A 24,010-nucleotide genomic window follows, 5' to 3' on the forward strand; every position below is an offset into this window, starting at 1 on the left:
TTTCTAACGCGCAAAAGAAAAGCCCCGGCGGTGAGGCCGGGGCTCCCAATCTGCAAGCCTGTTGTTCGATCAGTCGCGCTGGCCGAGCAGCTGCAGCAGCAGCGTGAACAGGTTGATGAAGTTCAGGTACAGCGACAGCGCGCCGGTGATCGCCGCACGTTCGGCGACATCGCCGCCCGCGGAGGCGTAGCCGTAGATGTACTCGCTCTTCAGCCGCTGCGTGTCCCAGGCGGTGAGGCCGGCGAACACGAACACGCCGATCACCGACACCGCGAACTGCAGCGCCGAGCTGCCGATGAACAGGTTCACGAAGCTCGCGATCACGATGCCGATCAGGCCCATGAACAGGAACGAGCCGAACCCGGTCATGTCACGTTTGGTGGTGTAGCCGTAGAGGCTGAGCGCACCGAAGGTCGCCGCCGTGATGAAGAACACCCGCACGATCGAGGTGTGGGTGTACACCAGGAAGATCGACGACAGTGACACGCCCATCAGCGCCGAGAACACCCAGAACAGCATCTGCGCGGTCGAGGGTGCCAGGCGGTTGATGCCGGCCGAGATCGCGAACACCATGATCAGCGGTGCCAGGATGAACAGCCACTTCAGCGGGCTCACGAACATCGCGTAGCCGAACGGCGTCAGGAACGCGTTGCCGATCTTGGCCGCAGCGCCCGAGGGATCGTTGGTCACAGCGGCCATGTAGATGCCGAGCGCCGCAAAGCCGGTGATGGCGAGGCCGATGCTCATGTAATTGTAGATGCGCAGCATGTAGGCGCGCAGGCCGGCATCGACGATCGCGGCATCCACCCGACCGGCGGCCCGGCCGAACGGAGAAGCATAATTGCGGTTGAGGTCCGACATGGTCGAATTCCCGTCTGGTTGTCCGGCGATCCACCCCTAAGGGACGTCCCGCCGGCTCTCGAAGAAACCTATCTCAGATGCCACGCGCCGCCGACATTAATTTTGCGTCATCAATGTCTATGACGGGGCTCCGATCCATCCATAAGTGGGAAACTAGCATATTCGACGCAAGCTTCCACGCGCGGCTGAATGTCGCTCTGCGCGCATCGGTCCCGCAAATGCGCGTTAACCGTGCGGGATGAATGGCAAAAACCTCACAAATTCCGTAACACCGTGGCCGGCTTCTGGTTGAGCGCCAGCAGGGTACCGATCAGGCCAAGGCTAACCGTGACGATCAGCGCGGCCACGACCACGATTGCGGCGCTGCCGGCCTGCCATGCGAAGCTCAGCGTCATCAGCCGGGTCACGATCAGCCAGGCGGCCACCGAGCCCGCAAAGACGCCGAACGCCGCGGTGGCGAGGCCGATCAGCAGATATTCCAGCGCATAGGCTCCGAGCAGACGCAGCCGGGTGGCGCCAAGCGTCTTCAGGATCACGGCATCGTAAACTCGGTGGCGATGGCCGGCTGCGAGCGCGCCGCCGAGCACCAGGATCGCCGAGACCAGGGTGACGGCGCTGGCGCCGCGGATCGCCAGGACGAGGTTGGAGACCATCGTGCCGACGGTCTCCATCACCTCGCGGACACGAACGCTGGTGACCATCGGGAAGGCGTCCGCCACCTTGCGGATGATCTGGGCGTCGCCTTCAGCGCTCGAGCGCGGCTGCGTCAGGGTCGCGACATGGGTGTGCGGCGCGCCCTTGAAGGCGCCCGGCGAATAGACCAGCACGAAATTGATGCCGAGCGCCTGCCAGTCGATGTTGCGCATATTGCCGATATGCGCCGGAATGTCGCGGCCGAGCACGTTGATCACGATCTCGTCGCCGAGCTTCAGCCCCATGCCGTCGGCGATCTTCTTCTCGATCGAGACCAGCGGCGGGCCGTTGTAATTGGGTCCCCACCACTCGCCCTCGACGATGGTCGAGCCCTTTGGAATCTCGCCGGTATAGGTCAGGCCGCGGTCGCTCTGCAGCACCCATTCGGCATCCGGCGTGGCCTTGATGTCCTCGGCGCGCACACCGCGTGCGGAGACGATGCGTCCGCGCAGCATCGGCACGTCCTCGACGGTCGATTGCGGCGAGATCTGCTTCAGCACATCGGCGAAATGATCGGCTTCCTTGGCCGGAATGTCGACGAAGAAGAACGACGGCGCGTGCTCCGGCAGCGACGCCAGGAACTGGCGGCGGAGGTTGCCGTCGATCTGCGTGATCGTCACCAGCACGGCAAGCCCGAGGCCGAGCGACAGCACCACCGACGGCGTCAATGCGCCCGGCCGGTGGATGTTGGCGATCGCGAGCCGGACCATCGGGAAGCGGGAGCGGGGCAGGCGGCGCGCCACGCTCATCACGATTCCGGCAATGCCACGGAGCAGCGCGAACACCAAGACAGACGCAACGACGAAGGTCGCTGCAATCCGCTTGTCATAGGCGAGCCCGATCACGACGGCGATCAGCAGCGCAACGACGGCCGCCATCAGCGCCAGATAACGCCAACGCGGCCGGTGCCATTCGGCGATCACGGCCTCCCGAAACAGCGCGGCAACCGGCACGTCGCGGACGCGGCCAAGCGGCCACAGGCCGAAGGCGAGCGCGGTCAGCAGCCCGTAGACGAAGGAGAGTGCAAGCTCGTCCGGATGCAGCGCGGGGGCCACCGGCAGCGGTAGCAGCTTGCCGAACAGGCCGACGATCACGAAGGGCAGCGCCGCTCCGGCGGCAAGCCCGATCGCCGAGCCGATGCCGGCCAGCATCATCACTTGGGTGAGATAGATGCCGAACACGTCGCGGCTGGTCGCGCCGAGCGCCTTGAAGGCCGCGATCACCTCGGTGCGGCGGTCGACATGGCTCTTGACCGCATTGGCAACACCGACGCCGCCGACCAGCAGCGCCGCCAGCCCGACCAACGTCAGGAACTGCGTGAAGCGGTTGATATTGCGTTCGAGCTGCGGCGAAGCGTTGCGGCGGCTGCGGACTTCCCAGCCGGCGGAGAGCTTGCGGGCATCGTCGATCAGCGCCGTGAGGGCGCGATCGTCGGCTGCGTTGTCCGGCAGCCGCACGCGATAGGTCCAGCGCACCAGGCTGCCCGGCTGCAGGAGCTGCGTGGCGCGCAGTCCAGCTTCGCTGATCAGGAAGCGCGGACCAAGGCCAACGCCGCCGGACAGCTTGTCCGGCTCGGTCTCGACCGCGCTGCGGATCTGGAAGCGGGTGTTGTCGAGCGTGACGATGTCGCCGACCTTCAAATCGAGACGCGCGAGCAAAGCGGGATCGGCGGCCGCGCCGAAGACGCCGTCGCGCTCGGCGAACAGGTCAGTCGTTGTCATCGCCGGCTTGAGATCGAGCTGGCCGAGCAGCGGATAGGCCCGGTCCACCGCCTTCAGCTCGACCAGCGCCAGCTGGCCATCGGCGGCGCGGACCATCGCACGTGTCGTCGCCGCAACCGAGACCTGGCCGCGCCCGCGCAACAGGGCGAGCTCGTCAGGCTTCGCCTCGCGCTGGAATAATGAGAAAGCGACGTCGCCGCCGAGCAATGTGCGGCCCTCGCGCATGAGGCCGTCGCTCAGGCTCGCCGCGACCGAGCCAACGCCGGCGATCGCCATCACGCCGAGCGCGATGCAGGCGATGAAGACGTAAAACCCGCGCAGGCCGCCGCGCAGCTCGCGCAGGGCATAACGGAGCGGCAGCGACGCCGTACGGTGACCGGGTGTTGGCGCCAGGATTGTAGGCTCGGAGATTGTGCTCATGCGTCAGCTTGGTCTTGCGCTTTGCTGTCGCTTTCGATCCGGCCCGAGCGCAGCCGCACGACGCGATCGCAGCGATGGGCGAGCGTGTTGTCATGGGTGACCAGCACCAAGGTCATGCCGCGTTCGGCATGCTTGGTGAACAGCAGGTCAATGATCTGCTTGCCGGTGGTGTCGTCGAGATTGCCGGTCGGCTCGTCGGCGACCAGGATCGCAGGATCGGGTGCGAGCGCACGCGCCAGCGCCACTCGCTGCTGCTCGCCGCCGGACAATTGGCTCGGATAGTGATGCAGGCGGTGGCCGAGCCCGACCGAGTCCAGCTCCCGCGCGGCGCGCGTGGCTGCGTCGTCATTGCCGGCAAGCTCGAGCGGCACCGCGACATTCTCCAGTGCCGTCATGGTCGGGATCAGGTGAAAGGACTGGAACACGATGCCGACCTGGCGGCCACGGAACCGCGCCAGGGCGTCCTCGTCCAGAGCATTGAAAGGCGTGCCCCCCACCACCACTTCACCGCTATCAGGACGCTCCAACCCCGCCATCACCATCAGCAGTGTGGACTTTCCCGATCCGGAAGGCCCGATCAGGCCGATCGTCTCCCCCTGGCCGACGCGCAGGCTGATGTCTTTCAGGATATGAACCCGCGCGGCGCCGGCGCCGAGCGAGAGGTTGACGTTGGAGATGGTAATGGTGTCCGGCACAAGGCCGGCAAGCGGAGAGGATTCGATGAGGCTGTCCATGGCTCGGTCATATGGCACTTCGGCAAGCCGGGTCGAGGGGAGGGTGCTCAGTCTCGTGCACATACTCGTGTTGATGCTCGGCTTGATGACGGCCGTTCCAGGTTTCGCCGCCGAGGCGGTGAAGCCGATCAAGCTGGTCGTGCTTGGGGACTCCTTGAGCGCGGGGCTCGGCCTGCCGGCCAATGAGGCATTCCCGGCGAAGCTGCAAAAGGCGTTGAAGGACAAGGGCCTGGACGTCGACATGACCAATGCCGGGGTATCGGGCGATACTTCTTCTGGCGGCCGCGACCGGCTGGACTGGTCGGTGGCTGAGGGAACCGAGGCCGTGATCGTCGAGCTTGGCGCCAATGACGCACTGCGCGGCATCGATCCCGCGGTGACCCGCGGGGCATTGACCGAGATCGTGACGCGACTGAAGGCGCGCGGCATCGCCGTAATGCTCTGCGGCATGCTGGCGCCGCCGAACTATGGCAGCGACTACGCAGCGAAGTTCAACGCTGTTTACCCCGACCTCGCCAAGCAGTTCGGCGTCATGCTCTATCCATTCTACCTTGACGGCGTCGCGGCCGACGCCAAGCTCAACCAGGCCGATGGCATCCACCCGACCGCGGCCGGCGTTGACATCATCGTCGCGAAGATGCTGCCTACGGTGGAGGCATTCTTACGGCCACTTCGTGGGCAATAACCTTTGAAAAGGCGGTCAGCGTCACAACAAAATAACCTTAAGCATCAGGCTTTTCCGCAACTTTCTGGGCCGTTAACGCCCGCTGCGTCGCGGGAGTCATATAACTTCGGTAGAAAGTTGACACCGGCGATTCGCAGCCGGAATTTCGAGGCATGATCTCGTCAAACTTCGAGGCCAGCCTCAAGCATCGGGAGCGCTCAACGATGCCGCGTTTGTTCACTGGACTGGAAATCCCGGCCGAGATCGGCCAGACGCTTTCCAGCTTGCGGGGTGGCCTTCCCGGCGCCCGCTGGATCGACCCCGAAAATTATCACGTCACTTTGCGCTTCATCGGCGACATCGACGGCGCTTCCGCCAACGAGATCGCCTCGATGCTGTGGCAGGTCAATCGCCCGCCCTTCGAGGTCACCTTGCAGGGACTATCGAGCTTCGGCGGTCGCAAGCCGCGCGCCGTCATCGCCAACATCGCGCCGAGCCGGCCGCTGATCGAGCTGCAGGCCGAGCTGGAGCGGATGATGCAGCGGATCGGGCTCGATCCGGAGGGACGCAAGTTCGTGCCGCATGTGACGCTGGCGCGGCTGCACGATGCGTCCAGCCAGGACGTCGCCGACTATCTCTCGGTGCGCGGCTACTTCCCGAGCCGGGTCTTCATGGCCGAGCGCTTCGTGCTGTTCTCCTCGCGCGCCTCCACCGGCGGCGGGCCTTACGTGGTCGAGGACGCCTACGAGCTCTGCGCCTGATAGGCCGTGTTGATTTCGGTGTGGTTGTGAGGCGGCAGCGTTCTTTGCGTGCTGTATACCAACGCCGGCGATAGAATCCGCATGGCCGCCTCCACCAATTGACGGCTTGCAATTTTTGTAAGTCTCATGACCTAGAGTGGGCTCATGTTGTCCACTCCTTCTGACGCGTTTCGCGCCCAATATCAGGCGCTGGTCGATTCCGGCACAATCGAGGCAGATCCGGCCCAGGCCGAGGTCGCTGATGCTTTGGCCGAGCTCGAGCGGCGGCTATCGAGCTACAAGCCTGTCCGCAAGCAGGGCCTGTTGGGGCGCCTGTTCGCCGACAAGAGCGAGCCGCCGTGCGGCCTCTACGTCCATGGCGAGGTCGGCCGCGGCAAGACCATGCTGATGGACCTGTTCTTCGGGGCCTGTCCAGTCGAGCACAAGCGGCGCGCGCATTTCCACGAATTCATGGCCGACGTGCACGAGCGCATCCATGGTTACCGGCAGGGCATCCGGCGCGGCGAGCTTGCCGACACCGACGTGATCGCGCTGACAGCGAATGCGATCTTTGACGAATCCTGGCTGCTCTGCTTCGACGAATTCCACGTCACCGACATCGCGGACGCGATGATCCTGGGACGCTTGTTTGCAAAGCTGTTCGAGCTCGGCAGCGTGGTGGTCGCGACTTCGAATGTTGCCCCGGAGGATCTCTACAAGGGCGGCCTGAACCGCGCGCTGTTCCTGCCGTTCATCAAGGAGATCGCGGATCACATGGAGGTGCTGCGGCTCGATGCGCGCACCGATTTTCGACTGGAGAAGCTCGCCGGCGTCAAGATGTGGCTGGTGCCGCCGAATGCGGATGCCAAGGCCGTGCTCGACAAGGCCTGGGCGAGGCTGACAGGCAGCGCCAAGTCCATGCCGCGCGACATCGTCATCAAAGGGCGTGTGCTGCATGTGCCGTGCTCGGCTCATGGCGTGGCGCGGTTCTCATTCGCCGAACTATGCGAGCAGCCGCTTGCAGCCTCGGATTACCTGCGGCTTGCCCACGACTATCACACCATCATGATCGATGGTGTTCCGGTGATGGACTACGCCGACCGCAACGCGGCCAAGCGCTTCATCACCCTGATCGATGCGCTCTATGACAATGCGGTGAAGCTGATCGCCTCCGCCGAGGCCAACCCGGTCTCACTCTATCTCGCCCAAGAAGGGGTCGAGGCCAATGAGTTCAAGCGCACCTCTTCGCGGTTGATCGAGATGGGCTCGGAATCTTATCTCGCGCTTCCGCATGGCCGGAAGGATTCCGCGGCCAGCGGCACCTCGACCGGCCTGGTCGAGACCTGACGATCCGCACGTCGCGCGCTGCGGCCGGCAAATCCCGTCACCGGGCGCAGGGTGCGGGCACAAGGTCGCGAAAACGCCATCGCGGCGGTGCTCAAATGATAGTCCCGCTCCGGGTCGCCCCGACCTGATCGAAATCAAGGCAGCCGCACCCATTGCGCATAGGTCGACTTGAACGGGTCCGGCGAAAGGGATAACCAGCCTGTCGACTTTCAACCTCCCTCCACCCGCTCGGGTTCAAAGGAAAATTCCCATGGCGCGCGACAAGATTGCTTTGATTGGCTCCGGTCAGATCGGCGGAACGCTGGCTCACCTCATTGGCCTGAAGGAGCTCGGCGACGTCGTGATGTTCGACATCGCCGAAGGCGTTCCGCAGGGCAAGGCGCTCGACATCGCCCAGTCCTCGCCGGTCGATGGTTTCGACGCCCACTACTCCGGCGCCAACACCTATGAGGCGCTCGACAACGCCAAGGTCTGCATCGTCACCGCCGGCGTGCCGCGCAAGCCTGGCATGAGCCGAGACGATCTTCTCTCGATCAACCTGAAGGTGATGGAGCAGGTCGGCGCCGGCATCAAGAAGTACGCGCCGGATGCGTTCGTCATCTGCATCACCAACCCGCTGGACGCGATGGTCTGGGCGCTGCAGAAGGCCTCCGGCCTGCCGCATAAGAAGGTGGTCGGTATGGCCGGCGTTCTCGATTCCGCGCGCTTCCGCTATTTCCTGGCCGACGAGTTCAATGTCTCGGTCGAGGACGTCACCGCCTTCGTGCTCGGCGGCCATGGTGACACCATGGTGCCGCTGACCAAATATTCGACCGTCGCCGGCATCCCGCTACCTGATCTCGTCAAGATGGGCTGGACCTCGCAGGCGCGGATCGACGAGATCGTCGACCGCACCCGCAATGGCGGCGCCGAGATCGTTAACCTCCTGAAGACGGGTTCGGCTTACTACGCACCTGCAGCATCGGCGATCGCGATGGCGGAGAGCTATCTGCGTGACAAGAAGCGCGTGCTGCCTTGCGCGGCCTATCTCAATGGCGAGTTCGGCGTGAAGGACATGTATGTCGGCGTTCCCGTCGTGATCGGCTCCAAGGGTGTCGAGCGAGTGGTCGAGATCGAGCTTGGCGGCAAGGACCGCGAGGCCTTCGACAAGTCGGTCGGTGCGGTGCAGGGCCTGGTCGACGCCTGCAAGAAAATCGCGCCGGACCTGCTCGGCCGCTGAGACGTGCGCTGCGGGCGGCGGTGGTGCCGTCCGCAAGATCCGGTTGCAGTCCTTTGGTATATGGTATACCAGGGGCAAGGGTTGGAATTGGCAAGTCACCCCAGAGCGGGGGCGGGAGCATGCTCGTATGAACATTCACGAATACCAGGCCAAGGCGCTGCTGCATGAATTCGGCGTGCCGATCTCCAGGGGCGTGCCGGTGCTGCGGCCGGAGGATTCGGACGCTGCGGCCAAGACGCTGGGCGGCCCGATCTGGGTGGTGAAGAGCCAGATCCATGCTGGCGGCCGCGGCAAGGGCAAGTTCAAGGAGGCGTCGGCCGGCGACAAGGGCGGCGTGCGGCTCGCTAAGTCGGTCGGCGAGGTCAACGAGTTCGCCAAGCAGATGCTCGGCGCGACCTTGGTCACTGTGCAGACCGGCCCGGAGGGCAAGCAGGTCAACCGCCTCTACATCGAAGACGGCTCCGACATCGACAAGGAGTTCTATCTCTCGCTGCTGGTCGACCGCGAGACCTCCAAGGTCGCGTTCGTGGTCTCGACCGAGGGCGGCGTCAACATTGAGGACGTTGCGCATTCGACGCCCGAGAAGATCGTCACCTTCTCGGTCGATCCGGCCACCGGCATCATGCCGCATCACGGCCGCACCGTCGCGAAGGCACTGAATCTGTCAGGCGATCTCGCCAAGCAGGCCGAGAAGCTCGCGACCCAGCTCTACACGGCGTTCGTCGCCAAGGACATGGCGATGCTGGAGATCAACCCGCTGGTCGTGACCAAGCAGGGCCAGCTCCGTGTGCTCGACGCCAAGGTGTCGTTCGACTCCAACGCGCTGTTCAAGCATCCGGACGTCGTCGCGCTGCGCGACGAGACCGAGGAGGACGCCAAGGAGATCGAGGCGTCGAAATACGACCTGAACTATGTCGCGCTCGACGGCACGATCGGCTGCATGGTCAATGGCGCCGGCCTTGCCATGGCGACGATGGACATCATCAAGCTCTACGGCATGGAGCCCGCGAACTTCCTCGATGTCGGCGGCGGCGCCAGCAAGGAGAAGGTTGCTGCGGCCTTCAAGATCATCACTGCCGATCCGAACGTGAAGGGCATCCTGGTCAACATCTTCGGCGGCATCATGAAGTGCGATGTCATCGCCGAAGGCGTGGTCGCCGCGGTGAAGGAAGTCGGCCTGAAGGTGCCGTTGGTGGTTCGTCTCGAGGGCACCAATGTCGACCTCGGCAAGAAGATCATTCGCGAATCCGGTCTCAACGTGCTGCCCGCCGACGATCTCGACGATGCCGCGCAAAAGATCGTCAAGGCGGTGAAGGGCTGATCCGAATGGATGAAGCGCGGCTCATGCTCTCGTGTCGGTCGCGCTTGTCCCGGTTCTCATTCGTCCTGGACAGATGAGGAGCTAGCCATGGCAGATCGTCTCCACGCGCCGACGCCAACCGATGAGCATCGCCGGCTTGCCGCGTTTGCAGGCGAGTGGCGCGGTGAGGAGACGGTCTTTGCCTCGCGCTGGGTCGAGGGCGGCGAGGCGGAGTCGCACGTCTTGGCACGGATGGACCTGAACGGCTTCTATCTGATCCAGGATGTCCGGCAGACGCGCGCTGGCAAGGAAAGCTTCGCAACCCACGCGGTGTTCACCTACGACCGCGAGGACCGGCTTTATAAGTTGTTCTGGCACGACTCGCTCGGCTATTTCGCGCCCTCGCCGGCCTCGGGAAGCTGGACCGGCAATTCGCTAGTGCTCGTGCGTGGCTCGCTGCGCGGAAATGCCCGCCACGTCTACGAGGTCATCGACGACAAAAGTTATTCGATGAAGATCCAGTACTCGCCGGATGCCGAAGGCTGGTCCGACGTGCTCACCGGCATCTATCGGCGGATCAACTAGGACAGATCATGATCCGCCTCGCGAATAACCAAGCTTTGTCTTTATCTGCCGATCGCTCCGGGTGGGGGCCCGGAGGGCCCGGCGCGCGCCTGGCGTGCGATACGCGTTTCGCTCAATACCCCGCAACAACGTCAAACGATCTGGCTGATAGCCCGGGGATCTCGTCTGGGGAGGTCATCTTCAATCATCCCGCCCCCCAGTATGAGTAAGGTCATCCCGATGTTCGTTGCCAGTGGTCGCACTTCTTCAAACGGCCTCGTCCGTGTCACCGTCGCAGCTTGCGGAGCCGTGATGCTGCTCGCCGCGCCGGCCGGCGCGCGGGCAAGCGAGAGCGCGGCGCAGCTTCTCGCCTCGTTCCAGGCGCTGTGCATGGCGGACCCGCTCGACTTCGCCAAGAACGATCAGAAGGCGACCGAGCAGCATTTCATGCTGGCGCAGAACATGAGCTCGCAACCGGACGAATCCGGCTTCTACACGCGCTCCAAGAGCTACGGCGTGGCGGCGGCTCCGCCGTACGAGCTCGTCCTCAACGATACACATGGCCCGCGGGGTGACTTCAAGAGCTGCGGTATTCGTGCGAACGAAGCCGACATTAGCGATTTCAAGGCCGAGCTGATCAAGACCATGAAGCCCGGCAAGCCCGTCAGTGAAACCGTGTCCGGTGACGGCATCTATCGCCACACGGTCTGGGCCGTTGCTGGCTTCACTCTGACCCTCTCCGACAAATCGCCCCAGAACGCCAAGCAGGGCGTCCGCCTCCTCCTCTCCAACAAACCCCTCTAGGGAAACGACATGTCCATCCTGATCGACAAGAACACCAAGGTCATCTGCCAGGGCTTCACCGGCAAGAACGGGACGTTCCATTCGGAAGCGGCGATCGCCTACGGCACCAAGATGGTCGGCGGCACCTCGCCAGGCAAAGGCGGCTCGACCCATCTCGGCCTGCCGGTGTTCGACACCGTTCGGGAAGCGCGCGAGAAGACCGGCGCGGACGCCTCCGTGATCTATGTCCCGCCGCCGGGTGCGGCGGATGCGATCTGCGAGGCGATCGATGCCGAGATCCCGCTGATCGTCTGCATCACCGAGGGCATCCCGGTGCTCGATATGGTCAGGGTGAAGCGCTCGCTGCAGGGCTCGAAGTCGCGCCTGATCGGGCCGAACTGCCCGGGCGTCATGACCGCCGGTGAATGCAAGATCGGCATCATGCCGGCCAACATCTTCAAGCCCGGCTCGGTCGGCATCGTCTCGCGCTCGGGCACGCTGACTTATGAGGCTGTGTTCCAGACCACCCAGGAGGGCCTTGGCCAGACCACCGCGGTCGGCATCGGCGGCGACCCGGTCAAGGGCACCGAATTCATCGATGTCCTGGAGAAGTTCCTTGCCGACGACAAGACCACCTCGATCATCATGATCGGCGAGATCGGTGGCTCGGCCGAGGAGGACGCCGCCCAGTTCATCAAGGACGAGGCCAAGCGCGGCCGCAAGAAGCCGATGGTCGGCTTCATCGCCGGCGTCACCGCCCCTCCCGGCCGCCGCATGGGTCATGCCGGCGCCATCATCTCCGGCGGCAAGGGCGATGCCGGGTCGAAGACCGCGGCCATGGAAGCCGCCGGTATTAAGGTGTCGCCATCGCCTGCGCGGCTCGGGAAGACGCTTGTTGAAAAACTGAAATCCTGATTCAGGTCTTTGTCCTTTTAGGCGGGAATATTTACACTAAATAAGGTAAACGGTCCTAACCGAGCCTGATCCGCTCCCCGCGGGTCAGGCCTTGCGCCGTTTCGACTGCGCGCAGCGAAATTACCAGGACGTCACCATGTCTCGCCAAGACGCGAACGCAGCCTTTGCCCTCTCATCTTTTTTGCAGGGCACCAACGCCACCTACATCGACGAAATCTACGCCCGCTATGAGAAGGACCCGGCCTCGGTCGACCCCGACTGGCAGGAGTTCTTCAAGAGCCTGAAGGACACGCCGGCCGACGTCAAAAAGAACGCTGCTGGTCCCTCCTGGGAGCGCACCAACTGGCCGGTTTCCCCGCGTGACGACCTGACCTCTGCGCTCGACGGCAACTGGGCGGAGGTCGAGAGGAAGCTTGGCGACAAGATCTCGGCCAAGGAGCAGGCGAAGGCGCAGACCAAGGGCGCCGATCTCTCCGCCGCCGATGTCCACCAGGCGACCCGCGATTCCGTCCGCGCTTTGATGCTGATCCGTGCCTACCGGATGCGGGGCCATTTCCACGCCAAGCTCGACCCGCTCGGCATCGAGGCGCCGCGCAACCGCGAGGAGCTCGATCCGCGCTCCTATGGTTTCAGCGAGGCAGACTTCGACCGCAAGATCTTCCTCGACCACGTACTCGGGCTTGAATACGGCACCTTGCGCGAGATCGTCGCGATCTGCGAGCGCACCTATTGCCAGACGCTCGGCGTCGAGTTCATGCACATCAGCAATGCCGCGCAGAAGGCCTGGATCCAGGAGCGCATCGAGGGCCCGGACAAGGAGATCTCGTTCACCCGCGAGGGCCGCCGCGCTATCCTGCAGAAGCTGGTCGAGGCGGAAGGCTTCGAGAAGTTCTGCGATGTCAAATTCACCGGCACCAAGCGCTTCGGTCTCGACGGCGGCGAGGCGCTGATTCCGGCGCTGGAGCAGATCATCAAGCGCGGCGGCAATCTCGGCGTGAAGGAGATCGTGCTCGGCATGCCGCATCGCGGCCGCCTCAACGTGCTGACCCAGGTGATGGCCAAGCCGCACCGGGCGCTGTTCCACGAGTTCAAGGGGGGCTCCGCCAACCCCGACGCGGTCGAGGGCTCCGGCGATGTCAAGTATCACCTTGGCGCCTCCTCGGATCGCGAGTTCGACGGCAACCGCATCCATCTGTCGCTGACCGCCAACCCCTCGCATCTGGAGATCGTCGATCCGGTCGTGCTCGGCAAGGTCCGCGCCAAGCAGGACCAGCATGGCGATCCGCCGGACATGCGCATCTCGGTGCTGCCGCTCTTGATGCACGGCGACGCCGCCTTCGCCGGCCAGGGCGTGGTCGCGGAATGCTTCGCGCTGTCTGACCTGAAGGGCTACCGCACCGGCGGTTCGCTGCATTTCATCGTCAACAACCAGATCGGCTTCACCACCTATCCGCGGTATTCGCGGTCTTCGCCTTACCCGTCTGACGTCGCGAAGATGATCGATGCGCCGATCTTCCACGTGAACGGTGACGATCCGGAAGCCGTCGTGTTCGCCGCCAAGGTGGCGACCGAGTTCCGGCAGAAATTCCACAAGCCCGTCGTGATCGACATGTTCTGCTATCGCAGGCACGGTCACAATGAAGGCGACGAGCCGGCCTTCACCCAGCCGGTGATGTACAAGAAGATTGCCGCGCACCCCTCGACGCTCGAGATCTACGCCAAGCGGCTCGTCGCAGAAGGCGTCATGACCGAGGGCGAGGTCGATAAGGCCAAGGCCGATTGGCGCGCCCGGCTCGATGCCGAGTTCGAGGCTGGCGCCAGCTACTGGCCGAACAAGGCTGACTGGCTTGACGGCAAATGGGCCGGCCTGAAGTCGGCGGATCAGGAAGAGGAAGCCCGCCGCGGCGTCACCGGCGTCGATGTCGAACGGCTGAAGGAAATCGGCCGCAAGATTACCAAGGTGCCGGACGGCTTCCGCGCCCATCGCACCATCCAGCGCTTCCTGGAGAATCGCGCCAAGGCGATCGAGAGCGGCGTCGGTCTCGATTGGGCCACCGGCGAAGCGCTGGCGTTCTGCTCGCTGCTGCTGGAAGGCCATAAGGTCCGGCTATCGGGCCAGGACTGCGAGCGCGGCACCTTCTCGCAGCGCCATTCGGTCCTGATCGATCAGGAGGACGAGAGCCGCTATACGCCGTTCAATCATCTGGCGCCGGAGCAGGGCCACTTCGAGGTCATCAACTCGCTGCTGTCGGAAGAGGCCGTGCTCGGCTTCGAATACGGCTATTCGCTCGCCGAGCCCAACGCGCTGGCCTTGTGGGAGGCGCAGTTCGGCGACTTCGCCAACGGCGCCCAAGTCGTGTTCGATCAGTTCATCTCCTCGGGCGAGCGCAAATGGCTGCGCATGTCCGGACTGGTCTGCCTGCTGCCGCACGGCTACGAGGGCCAGGGGCCGGAGCACTCCTCCGCGCGCCTGGAGCGTTACCTGCAGATGTGCGCCGAGGACAACATGCAGGTGGTCTACCCGACCACACCGGCGAACTACTTCCACGTGCTGCGGCGCCAGCTCCATCGCGAGATCCGCAAGCCGCTGATCCTGATGACGCCGAAGTCGCTGCTCCGCCACAAGCGGGCGGTGTCGCGGCTCGAGGAGCTCGCCAAGGGCACGACCTTCCACCGCATTCTCTACGACGACGCCCAGATGCAGCCGGACGACAAGACCAGGCTCGTCCCGGACGACCAGATCCGCCGCATCGTGCTGTGCTCGGGCAAGGTCTATTACGATCTCTACGAGGAGCGTGAGAAGCGCGGGCTGAACGACGTCTACCTGATGCGCATCGAGCAGCTCTATCCGGTGCCCCTGAAATTGCTGGTCGCCGAGCTGGGCCGCTTCAAGAACGCCGAAGTGGTCTGGTGCCAGGAGGAGCCGCGCAACATGGGCTCCTGGCATTTCATCGAGCCTTATCTCGAGTGGGTGCTGAATCAGGTCGGCGGCAAGAGCAAGCGTCCGCGCTATGCCGGCCGCGCCGCCTCGGCAGCGACCGCCACCGGGTTGATGTCGAAGCATCTCGCCCAGCTGAAGGCGCTGCTCGAAGACGCGCTGAACTAAGAGGCCACCAATCACGCGCCCCGCATCATGCGGGGCGCCAACACTGTCGTACGCCGTGTTGACTATTCGTCAGGATTGCCCGCCATTCCCGCGGGCGATGGCGTCAGGATTTTATGACCGCACCGGTTATTGAGGACAAGAGACCATGACTGAAATTCGCGTTCCGACGCTCGGCGAATCCGTGACCGAGGCCACGATCGGCCGCTGGTTCAAGAAGGCCGGCGATGCGGTGGCGGTGGACGAGCCGCTCGTCGAGCTCGAAACCGACAAGGTGACGATCGAGGTGCCGGCGCCGTCGGCGGGTACGCTGGGCGAGATCATCGCCAAGGACGGTGAGACGGTCGCCGTGGGCGCGCTGCTTGGACAGATCACCGATGGCGCCGCTGCTGCCAAGCCGGCTGCTGCTCCTGCCAAGCCCGCCGCGGCGGCGCCTGCTGCTGCTCCTGCGACGGCTGCCGCCTCTGCTGCGAAAGCGCCGCCGGCCGATGCGCCGCTCGCCCCATCGGTGCGCAAGCTGTCTGCCGAGAGCGGCGTCGACGCCACCACGGTCCCCGGCTCCGGCAAGGACGGCCGCGTCACCAAGGGCGACATGCTGGCAGCGATCGAACGCGCCGCCTCGGCGCCGACCCCGATCAATCAGCCCGCTGCCGCGGTGCAGGTCCGCGCGCCGTCGCCGGCGGATGACGCCGCCCGCGAAGAGCGCGTGAAGATGACCCGGCTGCGCCAGACCATCGCGCGCCGGCTCAAGGACGTGCAGAACACGGCGGCCATGCTCACGACCTTCAACGAGGTCGACATGAGCCACGTCATGGCGCTGCGCTCTCAGTACAAGGACGTGTTCGAGAAGAAGCACGGCGCCAAGCTCGGCTTCATGGGCTTCTTCACCAAGGCGGTGGTGCAGGCGCTGAAGGACATTCCGGCCGTCAACGCCGAGATCGACGGCAGCGATCTGATCTACAAGAACTACTACCACATCGGCGTTGCCGTCGGCACCGACAAGGGCCTCGTCGTGCCCGTCGTGCGCGACTGCGACCACAAGTCGATCGCCGAGATCGAGAAGGGCATCGCCGATTTCGGCCGCCGCGCCCGTGACGGCCAGCTCAAGATCGAGGAGATGCAGGGCGGCACCTTCACCATCACCAATGGCGGCATCTACGGTTCGCTGATGTCGACCCCGATCCTGAACGCGCCGCAGTCCGGCATTCTCGGCATGCACAAGATCCAGGAGCGCCCGGTCGTGGTCGCCGGCAAGATCGAGGTCCGGCCGATGATGTATCTGGCGCTGTCCTATGATCACCGCGTCATCGACGGCAAGGAGGCGGTGACCTTCCTGGTGCGCGTCAAGGAGAGCCTGGAGGATCCGGCGCGCCTGGTGCTGGATCTCTGAGCCGACGAAGTCTCGATCAACGGAAGCGCGCTTTAAGAAGCGCGCTTCGCCATTGAGGGGGCCACAATGACGGACAAGGTTGCAGTCATCACCGGCGGCAGTCGCGGCATCGGCCGTGCCGCCGCACTCGCCGCCGCCACGCGCGGCTACAAGATCGTGGTTGGCTATGCCAGCAACGAGGCTGCGGCGAAAGATGCGGTCGCGGCGATCGAGGCGAGGGGCGGCAAGGCCATCGCGGTGAAATGCGATGTGGGCCGCGAGCATGACATCGTCGAGCTGTTCAAGGCTGCCGACAAGTTCGGCACGCTGGGCGCGCTGATCAACAATGCAGGCATCGTCGGTCCGACCGCGCGGGTCGACCAGATGAGTGCCGAGCGGATCGAGCGGCTGATGGCGGTCAACGTCACGGGCAGCATTCTCTGCGCGCGCGAGGCGGTGAAGCGGATGTCGACACGCCACGGCGGCAAGGGTGGTGTCATCATCAACCTGTCGTCGGTCGCCGCCAGGCTCGGCTCCCCGAACACTTATGTCGATTACGCCGCCTCCAAGGGCGCGATCGATTCCTTCACGATTGGTCTCGCCCAGGAGGTCGCGAGCGAAGGCATTCGTGTTGCGGCGATCCGCCCCGGCCTGATCGACACCGAGATCCATGCCTCGGGCGGCGAGCCGGACCGCGCGCACCGGCTCGCCAGCACGGTGCCGATGAAGCGGGTCGGCACCGCTGATGAAATCGCCAATGCCATCGTCTGGCTGCTGTCAGACGAGGCCTCCTACGTCACCTCTGCCATCCTCGATGTATCGGGCGGCCGCTGATCGCGGCCTGCACGTCATCAGACTTACAATCCCACGGAAAATTTGATCATGGCATCTTACGATCTCGTCGTCATTGGCACCGGACCCGGCGGCTATGTCTGCGCGGTGCGCGCAGCGCAGCTCGGCATGAAGGTGGCCGTGGTCGAGAAGAATGCAACGCTCGGCGGCACCTGCCTCAATGTCGGCTGCATGCCCTCGAAGGCGCTGCTGCACGCGTCCGAGATGTTCGAGGAGGCCGGGCACTCCTTTGCCAAGATGGGCGTCAAGGTGCCGGCGCCGGCGCTCGATCTGCCGTCGATGATGAACTTCAAGCAGCAGGGCATCGACGGCAACGTCAAGGGCGTCGAGTTCCTGATGAAGAAGAACAAGATCGACGTGCTCAGCGGCAAGGGCAAGGTCCTTGGCACCGGAAAGGTTCAGGTCACGGGCAATGACGGCGCCAGCCAGACGGTCGAGACCAAGAACATCGTGATCGCCACCGGCTCCGACATCGCGCGGCTGAAGGGCATCGAGATCGACGAGAAGCGCATCGTCTCCTCCACCGGCGCGCTGTCCCTGGAGGAGGTGCCGGGCAAGCTGCTCGTGGTCGGCGCCGGTGTCATCGGTCTCGAGCTCGGCTCGGTGTGGCGCCGGCTCGGCGCGCAGGTCACCGTGGTCGAATTCCTCGACCGTATTCTCCCGGGGATGGATGGTGAGGTCGCCAAGCAGTTCCAGCGCATCCTCGAGAAGCAGGGCTTTGCCTTCAGGCTCGGCGCCAAGGTCACCGGCGTCGACACCTCGGGCGCGACGCTGAAAGCCAGCATCGAGCCAGCGGCGGGCGGCGCGGCGGAGACCATCGAAGCCGATGTCGTGCTGGTGGCGATCGGCCGCGTGCCCTACACTGAGGGGCTCGGTTTGCAGGAGGCCGGCGTCGCGCTCGACAACCGCGGTCGCGTGCAGATTGATCACCATTTCGCGACCAGCCTGCGTGGCGTCTACGCGATCGGCGATGTCGTTGCCGGTCCGATGCTGGCGCACAAGGCCGAAGATGAAGCTGTTGCCGTCGCCGAAATTCTCGCGGGTCAGGCCGGCCACGTGAACTACGATGTGATCCCGGGCGTGGTCTACACCACGCCGGAGGTCTCCTGCGTCGGCAAGACCGAGGAGGAGCTGAAGCAGGCCGGCGTCGCCTATACCGTCGGCAAATTTCCCTTTACCGCCAATGGCCGATCCAAGGTCAACCAGACCACGGAAGGCTTCGTCAAGATTCTTGCGGATGCAAAAACCGATCGGGTTCTCGGCGTGCACATCGTCGGCCGCGAGGCCGGAGAGATGATCCACGAAGCCGCCGTATTGATGGAGTTCGGTGGCTCGGCCGAGGATCTGGCACGGACCTGTCACGCACATCCGACCCGTTCGGAGGCCATCAAGGAAGCCGCGCTTGCAGCGGGCAAGCGCGCCATCCATATGTGACCGACGCCTGCGCGGCATGTTCCGGACGAAGCGGTCTTAAAGCTTTCGTAACGTGCATGCCGAGAGACTCGTCGAAGCGCTTCGATGCGTCATTTTGACCGCATTGCGCTTCGGCGGCGCGGGGCGAAGATGGAGTTCTATGCTGCGCCGCCTGCTTCAGCCGTTCTGGGTCCTGCTTGCGATCATCTTCCTGATCGAAGCCTGGCTGTGGGATCATCTCGAGCCGATCGTGGCGCGGGTGGTGGCTGCCATCCCCTTGCGCGCCTTCAAGCACTGGCTGGCCGAGCGGGTCGATACGCTATCGCCGGCGATGACGCTGATCGTGTTCGTCGTGCCGCTAATCCCGCTGTTCCCGCTCAAGCTGATCGGGCTGTGGCTGCTCACTCATCAATATTGGTTCAGCGCGGTTTGCACGATACTGTTTGGCAAGATGCTCGGCGTCGGCGTCACCGCTTTCGTGTTCGACGTGACGCGCGACAAGCTGCTGCAGATGGGCTGGTTCGAGTGGCTGTATCACGTGATCCTGGCGCTGCGCGCCAAGGCCGCCGCGCTCGTCAATCCTATCAAGGCGCGCATCCGCGAGCTGCTTCACGGCGAAGGCGCCGGCTGGTCGTCGCGCGTGCTGCGACTGATCCTGCGCTTCCGCCGCAGCGTGCAGGCCCGATAAAAATGTTCGCCTTGCTCTTGTCGGTCTAATCTGTTTCGCCGATGGGACTGTACCCTCTCCCCTTGTTGTGGGAGAGGGTGGATCGCCGACGCGGAAGCGGCGGCGAACCGGGTGAGGGTCTGTCTCCGCGGATAGAGACCCCTCACCCGGCCCGCATTTCGCTTCGCTCATGCGCGCCACCCTCTCCCACAAGAAGGGGAGAGGGTGCACTTCCGTCTGCGAAGCAGCGCGGTCGATCGCGCGAAACTCTCAATGCAAGTGCAGCAGATGCGGCTGGAACAGGCCGAGCAGCGTCATCGCGATGCCGACCAGAGTCAGGGCTCCGGAGATCCAGGCCAGTGTCAGGATGCCCGTGATGATGGTGGCTGAGGCCAGCACGATGCCGATCTGAAACATCGCCGAGGCCAGCTCGTAGTGATGGTATTTCGCCGTGGCGAGGTCGCGCTCCTCCTCGGCGTGCTTGGCGCGCTCGGCGAGCTGCTCGCTGCCTTCGCCGGTCTCCGGCTCGGACCGGTAGCGCGCGGCATTCTTCTGCCACTCCTCGATCTGCTTCTGCAGCGCCGCCTTCGTCGCCTCGTCGGTGGTGCTGCCCAGCGTCAGCTTGCCCTGCTCGGCTGCGGTTTGCACCACGGTGCGGCGGATGGTCTTGGCCTGGAAGAATGCCCACGCATTTGCCGCTTCAACATTCTTGCTGATCGACTCGGTCTGCGCGCCCTTGCCGAGCGTCTCTGAGAGCGCCAGGAAAAGCGCGATGACCGCGATCAGCAGCGCGATCTTCTTGTTCTCACCCGACGCATGTTCGGCGTGTTCGGCGTGCTCCATGCTCTCGTGAGCGCTCATGAATCCCTCCGGAATGGTCCCGCTGCCACGATTGCCGGAACCGCGGGAACAGCGCAAGGAAAACGATGTGACGGAAAGATGTCGCGTGGCGCGCTCACCGCCTGGGATGCGCTGACGCATAGACCTCAAGCAACCGTTCAGAATCGATGCCGGTATAGATCTGCGTGGTCGAGAGCGAGGCGTGGCCAAGCAGCTCCTGGATCGCGCGCAAGTCTCCGCCGCGTGACAACAGATGCGTAGCGAAGGAGTGCCGCAGCGCATGCGGCGTGGCGCTGTCGGGCAGGCCGAGCGCGCCGCGCAGCCGCTCCATTGCGAGCTGGATGATGCGCGGACTGAGAGGTCCGCCCTTGGCACCGAGGAAGATCGGCCCTTCGGCCGGCAGCGAGTAGGGGCACAGCTTGGTGTATTCGTCGATCAGCTGCAGTACGTTCTGAAGCACCGGCACCATGCGGGTCTTGTTGCCCTTGCCGGTCACGATCAGCACGTCGCCCTCGCCGGGCTTCGGCACCTCGCGACGCTTGAGTCCCAGCGCCTCGGAGATACGCAGGCCCGAGCCGTAGAGCAGCGCCAGCACGGCGGCATCGCGCGCCAGCACCCAGGTCTCCCGTGCCTCGCCGGCGCGCTCGTCGGCATCGGTCACGCGCTTGGCAGCATCCATGGGCAGCGGTTTCGGCAGGCTCTTGGCGATCTTCGGCGCCCGGATCGCGGAGAAGGCACCGACCTTGCCCTTGCCCTCACGCTCCAGGAATCGAGCGAACGAGCGCAGGCCCGCCAACGCCCGCATCAAGGAGCGGCCGGCAATGTCGTCAGCGCGGCGCATCGCCATGAAGGCGCGGACATCGGTTGCCTCCAGCGCGGCGAAGCGCGACAGGCCGACGCGCTCGCCGAAATGCTCACTCAGGAACTGCAGGCATTGCCGCACGTCCCTCGCATAGGCCTCGAGCGTCTTCGGCGACAGCCGCCGCTCGGCCCGCAGATGCGCGAGCCACTGCGTCATTGCCTGGACGAGGCTGTCCTCGGCGCAGACGAGATCGAGCGTCTCGGGCGCCTTCTGCGAGGTCTTGTCCGCGGCCTCGTCGGTCGGTTTCGCTGCCTTCGCCATCGAACTCGGATGCTCGCCCGTTCATCGCGCTCATGATGTTGATCGAGATGCGGCGGCATGCAGTGCTCGGCCCTCTCCCCTTGTGGGAGAGGGTGCCGAGCTCCGAGCCATGCGAAGCATCGTCCAGAGCGAGGCGGGTGAGGGGGTCTCGCGGCATAGGCGCTTGCCGAGACAGACCCCTCACCCGGCCCGAATTTCGCTTCGCTCATTCGCGCCACCCTCTCCCACAAGGGGAGAGGGTGCACTGTCATCCGCCGATACAGCTCGACCTCAACTCATGATACCCGATATATCGCATCTCGTTCGTTTACCGTTCGCTAAGTTTGCGACAGCATCAGCCTCATCCGATCACAATCCCTTCCGGATCCCATGGACCGCGCGACCGATCTCTTTCCAGGTGCAGCCAGCACGACCCGCGTGGTCGATGTGCTGGTTCCGGTCGCGCTCGATCACACGTATTCCTATCGTGTGCCGCGCGGCATGGAGCTGAAGCCGGGCGACGTGGTCGGCGTGCCGCTAGGGCCGCGCGAGGTGCTGGCGGTGGTGTGGGCCAATAACGCCAATCCCGATCCGCGCCTGCACAACCGCCTGAAGGACGTCTCCGAGAAGCTCGACGTGCCGCCGCTCAAGGACGAGCTGCGCTCGCTGGTCGATTGGGTCGCGAGCTACACGCTGTCGGCGCGCGGCATGGTGCTGCGGATGTGTTTGCGCATGGGCGAGCATCTCGGCCCGGAGCGCATCAGGCTCGGCGTGCGGCTGGTCGGCGAGCCGCCGAAGCGGCTGACACTGGCCCGTGCCCGCGTGATCGAGGCAGTCTCGGACGGTCTTCTGCATGGCAAGTCCGATCTGATGCGCGAGGCCGGCGTCTCGGCGAGCGTGATCGATGGTCTCGTCGACGAAGGCACGTTGACGGTGGAAGCGATGCAGCCAGCGCCGCCGCCGCCCGTGCCCGATCCAACCTTCGCGCAGCCGGAGTTTTCGCCGGTCCAGCGTAGTGCCGTCGATGCGATGCGCACGCTCGCCGCCAACGGCACCTTCCATGTCGCGCTGCTCGATGGTGTCACCGGCTCCGGCAAGACCGAGGTCTATTTCGAAGCGGTCGCCGAGACCATCCGCCGCGGCAGGCAGTCGCTATTGCTGATGCCGGAGATTGCGCTGACAGGGCAGTTTCTGGATCGCTTCTCACGCCGCTTCGGCGTGCGGCCGCTGGAATGGCATTCGGAGCTGACCCCTCGCACACGCCAGCGCAATTGGGCGGCGATCGCGGCCGGCGAGGCGCCGGTCGTGGTCGGTGCGCGCTCGGCGCTGTTCCTGCCTTACGCCAATCTCGGCCTCATCATTGTCGATGAGGAACACGACCAAGCTTACAAGCAGGACGAGGGCGCGCATTATCACGCCCGCGACATGGCGGTGGTGCGCGGCCACATTGCGAAGATCCCTGTGGTGCTGGCCTCCGCCACGCCCTCGGTCGAAAGCGAAGTGAACGCGCGCAAAGGTCGCTATCAGCGCGTGGCGCTGCCATCGCGCTTCGGCGGCCAGCACATGCCGCATATCGAGGCGATCGATCTCCGCCGCGAGCCGCCGCCGCGCGGCCGCTTCATCTCGCCGCGCCTCGCCGGCGAGATCAGGCAGGCGGTGGAGCGGCGCGAGCAGGCGCTGCTGTTCCTCAATCGCCGCGGCTATGCACCGCTGACGCTGTGCCGCGCCTGCGGCCATCGATTCGCGTGTACCATCTGCGACGCCTGGCTGGTCGATCATCGCTTTCGCCAGCGGCTGGTCTGCCATCACTGCGGCTTCTCGATGCCGCGGCCGCCGACGTGCCCGCGTTGCGCCGCTGAGGAATCATTGGTGGCCGTTGGCCCCGGCGTCGAGCGGCTGCAGGAGGAGGCGGCGGCGCTGTTTCCGGAGGCGCGCAGCATGGTGCTGTCGAGCGATCTCATTACTTCGATCGAGACCATGCGCGCAGAGCTCAACGAGATTGCGCAAGGCCGCGTCGACATCATCATCGGCACCCAGCTCGTCGCCAAGGGCCATCATTTTCCCAGGCTCAATCTCGTCGGCGTGGTGGACGCCGATCTGGGCCTCGGCAACGGCGATCCCCGCGCGGCCGAACGCACCTGGCAGCTCTTGAACCAGGTCATCGGCCGGGCCGGCCGCGACCAGGGCCGCGGCGTCGGGTACTTGCAGACGCATCAGCCCGAGCATCCCGTGATGAAGGCACTGATCGCCTGCGACCGCGAGGCATTTTATGCCAGCGAGATCGAGGCCCGCGAGCGCACCGGCTACCCGCCGTTCGGCAGGCTGGCGAGCCTCATCATCTCCGCCGGCGATCGCCCCACGGCCGAAGGCTTTGCGCGCAGGCTCGCCGGCAGCGCGCCGCGCGAGGAGGGCGTGACGCTGCTGGGCCCCGCCGAGGCGCCGCTCGCAGTCATCAAGGGCCGCTATCGCTTCCGGCTGTTGTTGAAATCGGCGCGCAATTTCGATCTGTCGGATTATCTGCGCCATTGGCTGGCGCATGCCGAGAAGCCCAAGGGCAATCTCAAGCTCGAGGTCGACGTCGACCCGCAGAGCTTTTTGTAGAGGAACGGCAGCTGTTTCCTCCGTCATTGCGAGCGCAAGCGAAGCAATCCAGAATCGAGCCATCAGCCGAAATCTGGATTGCTTCGTCGCTTACGCTCCTCG

The 24,010-nt window shown here is 64.7% G+C and carries 19 protein-coding genes; 14 read left to right on the forward strand and 5 right to left on the reverse strand.

Annotated elements, in window-relative coordinates:
* Window positions 1-69 precede the first annotated feature (69 nt).
* From P6U24_RS01915 to P6U24_RS01925, 3 genes are all read right to left on the reverse strand, one after another.
* Complete coding sequence (locus P6U24_RS01915) at window positions 70-861, reverse strand: Bax inhibitor-1/YccA family protein (RefSeq protein ID WP_407157532.1); 792 nt, start codon at window positions 859-861, stop codon at window positions 70-72.
* A 254-nt stretch (window positions 862-1,115) separates the two neighbouring features.
* Complete coding sequence (locus P6U24_RS01920) at window positions 1,116-3,695, reverse strand: ABC transporter permease (protein WP_407157533.1); 2,580 nt, start codon at window positions 3,693-3,695, stop codon at window positions 1,116-1,118.
* Window positions 3,692-4,429 (reverse strand): ABC transporter ATP-binding protein, encoded by a 738-nt coding sequence (locus tag P6U24_RS01925; protein WP_407157534.1) that lies wholly within the window; start codon window positions 4,427-4,429, stop codon window positions 3,692-3,694. Before P6U24_RS01925 ends, P6U24_RS01920 begins: the two co-directional genes overlap by 4 nt.
* Window positions 4,430-4,484: 55 nt before the next feature.
* On the opposite strand from P6U24_RS01925, the gene P6U24_RS01930 reads away from it, so the two are divergent.
* The 13 genes from P6U24_RS01930 (at window position 4,485) to P6U24_RS01990 (ending at window position 19,386) form a co-directional block, all read left to right on the forward strand.
* Entirely contained in the window at window positions 4,485-5,114 is a 630-nt protein-coding gene (locus P6U24_RS01930; RefSeq protein WP_407160737.1) for an arylesterase, read from the forward strand.
* A gap of 203 nt (window positions 5,115-5,317) precedes the next feature.
* Window positions 5,318-5,854 carry an RNA 2',3'-cyclic phosphodiesterase gene (gene thpR / locus P6U24_RS01935; RefSeq protein WP_407157535.1) on the forward strand — a complete coding sequence of 179 codons (537 nt, stop codon included), beginning with the start codon at window positions 5,318-5,320 and terminating at the stop codon, window positions 5,852-5,854.
* Window positions 5,855-5,998: 144 nt separating this feature from the next.
* Entirely contained in the window at window positions 5,999-7,180 is a 1,182-nt protein-coding gene (zapE, locus tag P6U24_RS01940) for a cell division protein ZapE (protein ID WP_407157536.1), read from the forward strand.
* A 250-nt stretch (window positions 7,181-7,430) separates the two neighbouring features.
* A complete protein-coding gene (gene mdh / locus P6U24_RS01945; RefSeq protein ID WP_407157537.1) occupies window positions 7,431-8,399 on the forward strand; it encodes a malate dehydrogenase in 969 nt (322 codons plus the stop codon).
* A 127-nt stretch (window positions 8,400-8,526) separates the two neighbouring features.
* Window positions 8,527-9,720, forward strand: coding sequence for an ADP-forming succinate--CoA ligase subunit beta (gene sucC / locus P6U24_RS01950; protein WP_407157538.1), 1,194 nt, complete (start codon window positions 8,527-8,529; stop codon window positions 9,718-9,720).
* Window positions 9,721-9,807: 87 nt separating this feature from the next.
* A complete protein-coding gene (locus P6U24_RS01955; RefSeq protein WP_407157539.1) occupies window positions 9,808-10,284 on the forward strand; it encodes a DUF1579 family protein in 477 nt (158 codons plus the stop codon).
* A 291-nt stretch (window positions 10,285-10,575) separates the two neighbouring features.
* On the forward strand, window positions 10,576-11,067 hold the full coding sequence (locus P6U24_RS01960) for a hypothetical protein (RefSeq protein ID WP_407157540.1): 492 nt from the start codon (window positions 10,576-10,578) through the stop codon (window positions 11,065-11,067).
* 9 nt (window positions 11,068-11,076) lie between these two features.
* Window positions 11,077-11,961 carry a succinate--CoA ligase subunit alpha gene (gene sucD / locus P6U24_RS01965; RefSeq protein ID WP_407157541.1) on the forward strand — a complete coding sequence of 295 codons (885 nt, stop codon included), beginning with the start codon at window positions 11,077-11,079 and terminating at the stop codon, window positions 11,959-11,961.
* Window positions 11,962-12,097: 136 nt separating this feature from the next.
* The gene (locus tag P6U24_RS01970) at window positions 12,098-15,067 is read left to right on the forward strand and encodes a 2-oxoglutarate dehydrogenase E1 component (RefSeq protein ID WP_407157542.1); all 2,970 of its coding nucleotides are present in this window, start codon (window positions 12,098-12,100) and stop codon (window positions 15,065-15,067) included.
* A 145-nt stretch (window positions 15,068-15,212) separates the two neighbouring features.
* A complete protein-coding gene (gene odhB / locus P6U24_RS01975; protein WP_407157543.1) occupies window positions 15,213-16,454 on the forward strand; it encodes a 2-oxoglutarate dehydrogenase complex dihydrolipoyllysine-residue succinyltransferase in 1,242 nt (413 codons plus the stop codon).
* A 66-nt stretch (window positions 16,455-16,520) separates the two neighbouring features.
* On the forward strand, window positions 16,521-17,267 hold the full coding sequence (locus tag P6U24_RS01980; protein WP_407157544.1) for an SDR family oxidoreductase: 747 nt from the start codon (window positions 16,521-16,523) through the stop codon (window positions 17,265-17,267).
* A gap of 48 nt (window positions 17,268-17,315) precedes the next feature.
* Window positions 17,316-18,719, forward strand: coding sequence for a dihydrolipoyl dehydrogenase (lpdA, locus tag P6U24_RS01985; protein ID WP_407157545.1), 1,404 nt, complete (start codon window positions 17,316-17,318; stop codon window positions 18,717-18,719).
* A 139-nt stretch (window positions 18,720-18,858) separates the two neighbouring features.
* A complete protein-coding gene (locus tag P6U24_RS01990; RefSeq protein ID WP_407157546.1) occupies window positions 18,859-19,386 on the forward strand; it encodes a hypothetical protein in 528 nt (175 codons plus the stop codon).
* A 249-nt stretch (window positions 19,387-19,635) separates the two neighbouring features.
* On the opposite strand, the gene P6U24_RS01995 is transcribed toward P6U24_RS01990, so the two are convergent.
* Together P6U24_RS01995 and P6U24_RS02000 are read right to left on the reverse strand one after the other, a co-directional pair.
* Window positions 19,636-20,226, reverse strand: a complete 591-nt coding sequence (locus P6U24_RS01995; protein ID WP_407157547.1) for a DUF4337 domain-containing protein — start codon at window positions 20,224-20,226, stop codon at window positions 19,636-19,638.
* Between the two features lie 94 nt (window positions 20,227-20,320).
* Window positions 20,321-21,328 (reverse strand): tyrosine recombinase XerC, encoded by a 1,008-nt coding sequence (locus tag P6U24_RS02000; protein WP_407157548.1) that lies wholly within the window; start codon window positions 21,326-21,328, stop codon window positions 20,321-20,323.
* A 369-nt stretch (window positions 21,329-21,697) separates the two neighbouring features.
* Here P6U24_RS02000 and P6U24_RS02005 point away from each other — a divergent pair, with 369 nt between their 5' ends.
* Window positions 21,698-23,908 carry a primosomal protein N' gene (locus tag P6U24_RS02005; protein WP_407157549.1) on the forward strand — a complete coding sequence of 737 codons (2,211 nt, stop codon included), beginning with the start codon at window positions 21,698-21,700 and terminating at the stop codon, window positions 23,906-23,908.
* Window positions 23,909-24,010 lie beyond the last annotated feature (102 nt).

Origin of the sequence: Bradyrhizobium sp. STM 3557, assembly GCF_045571465.1 — a bacterium.
Classification (GTDB): Bacteria; Pseudomonadota; Alphaproteobacteria; order Rhizobiales; family Xanthobacteraceae; genus Bradyrhizobium.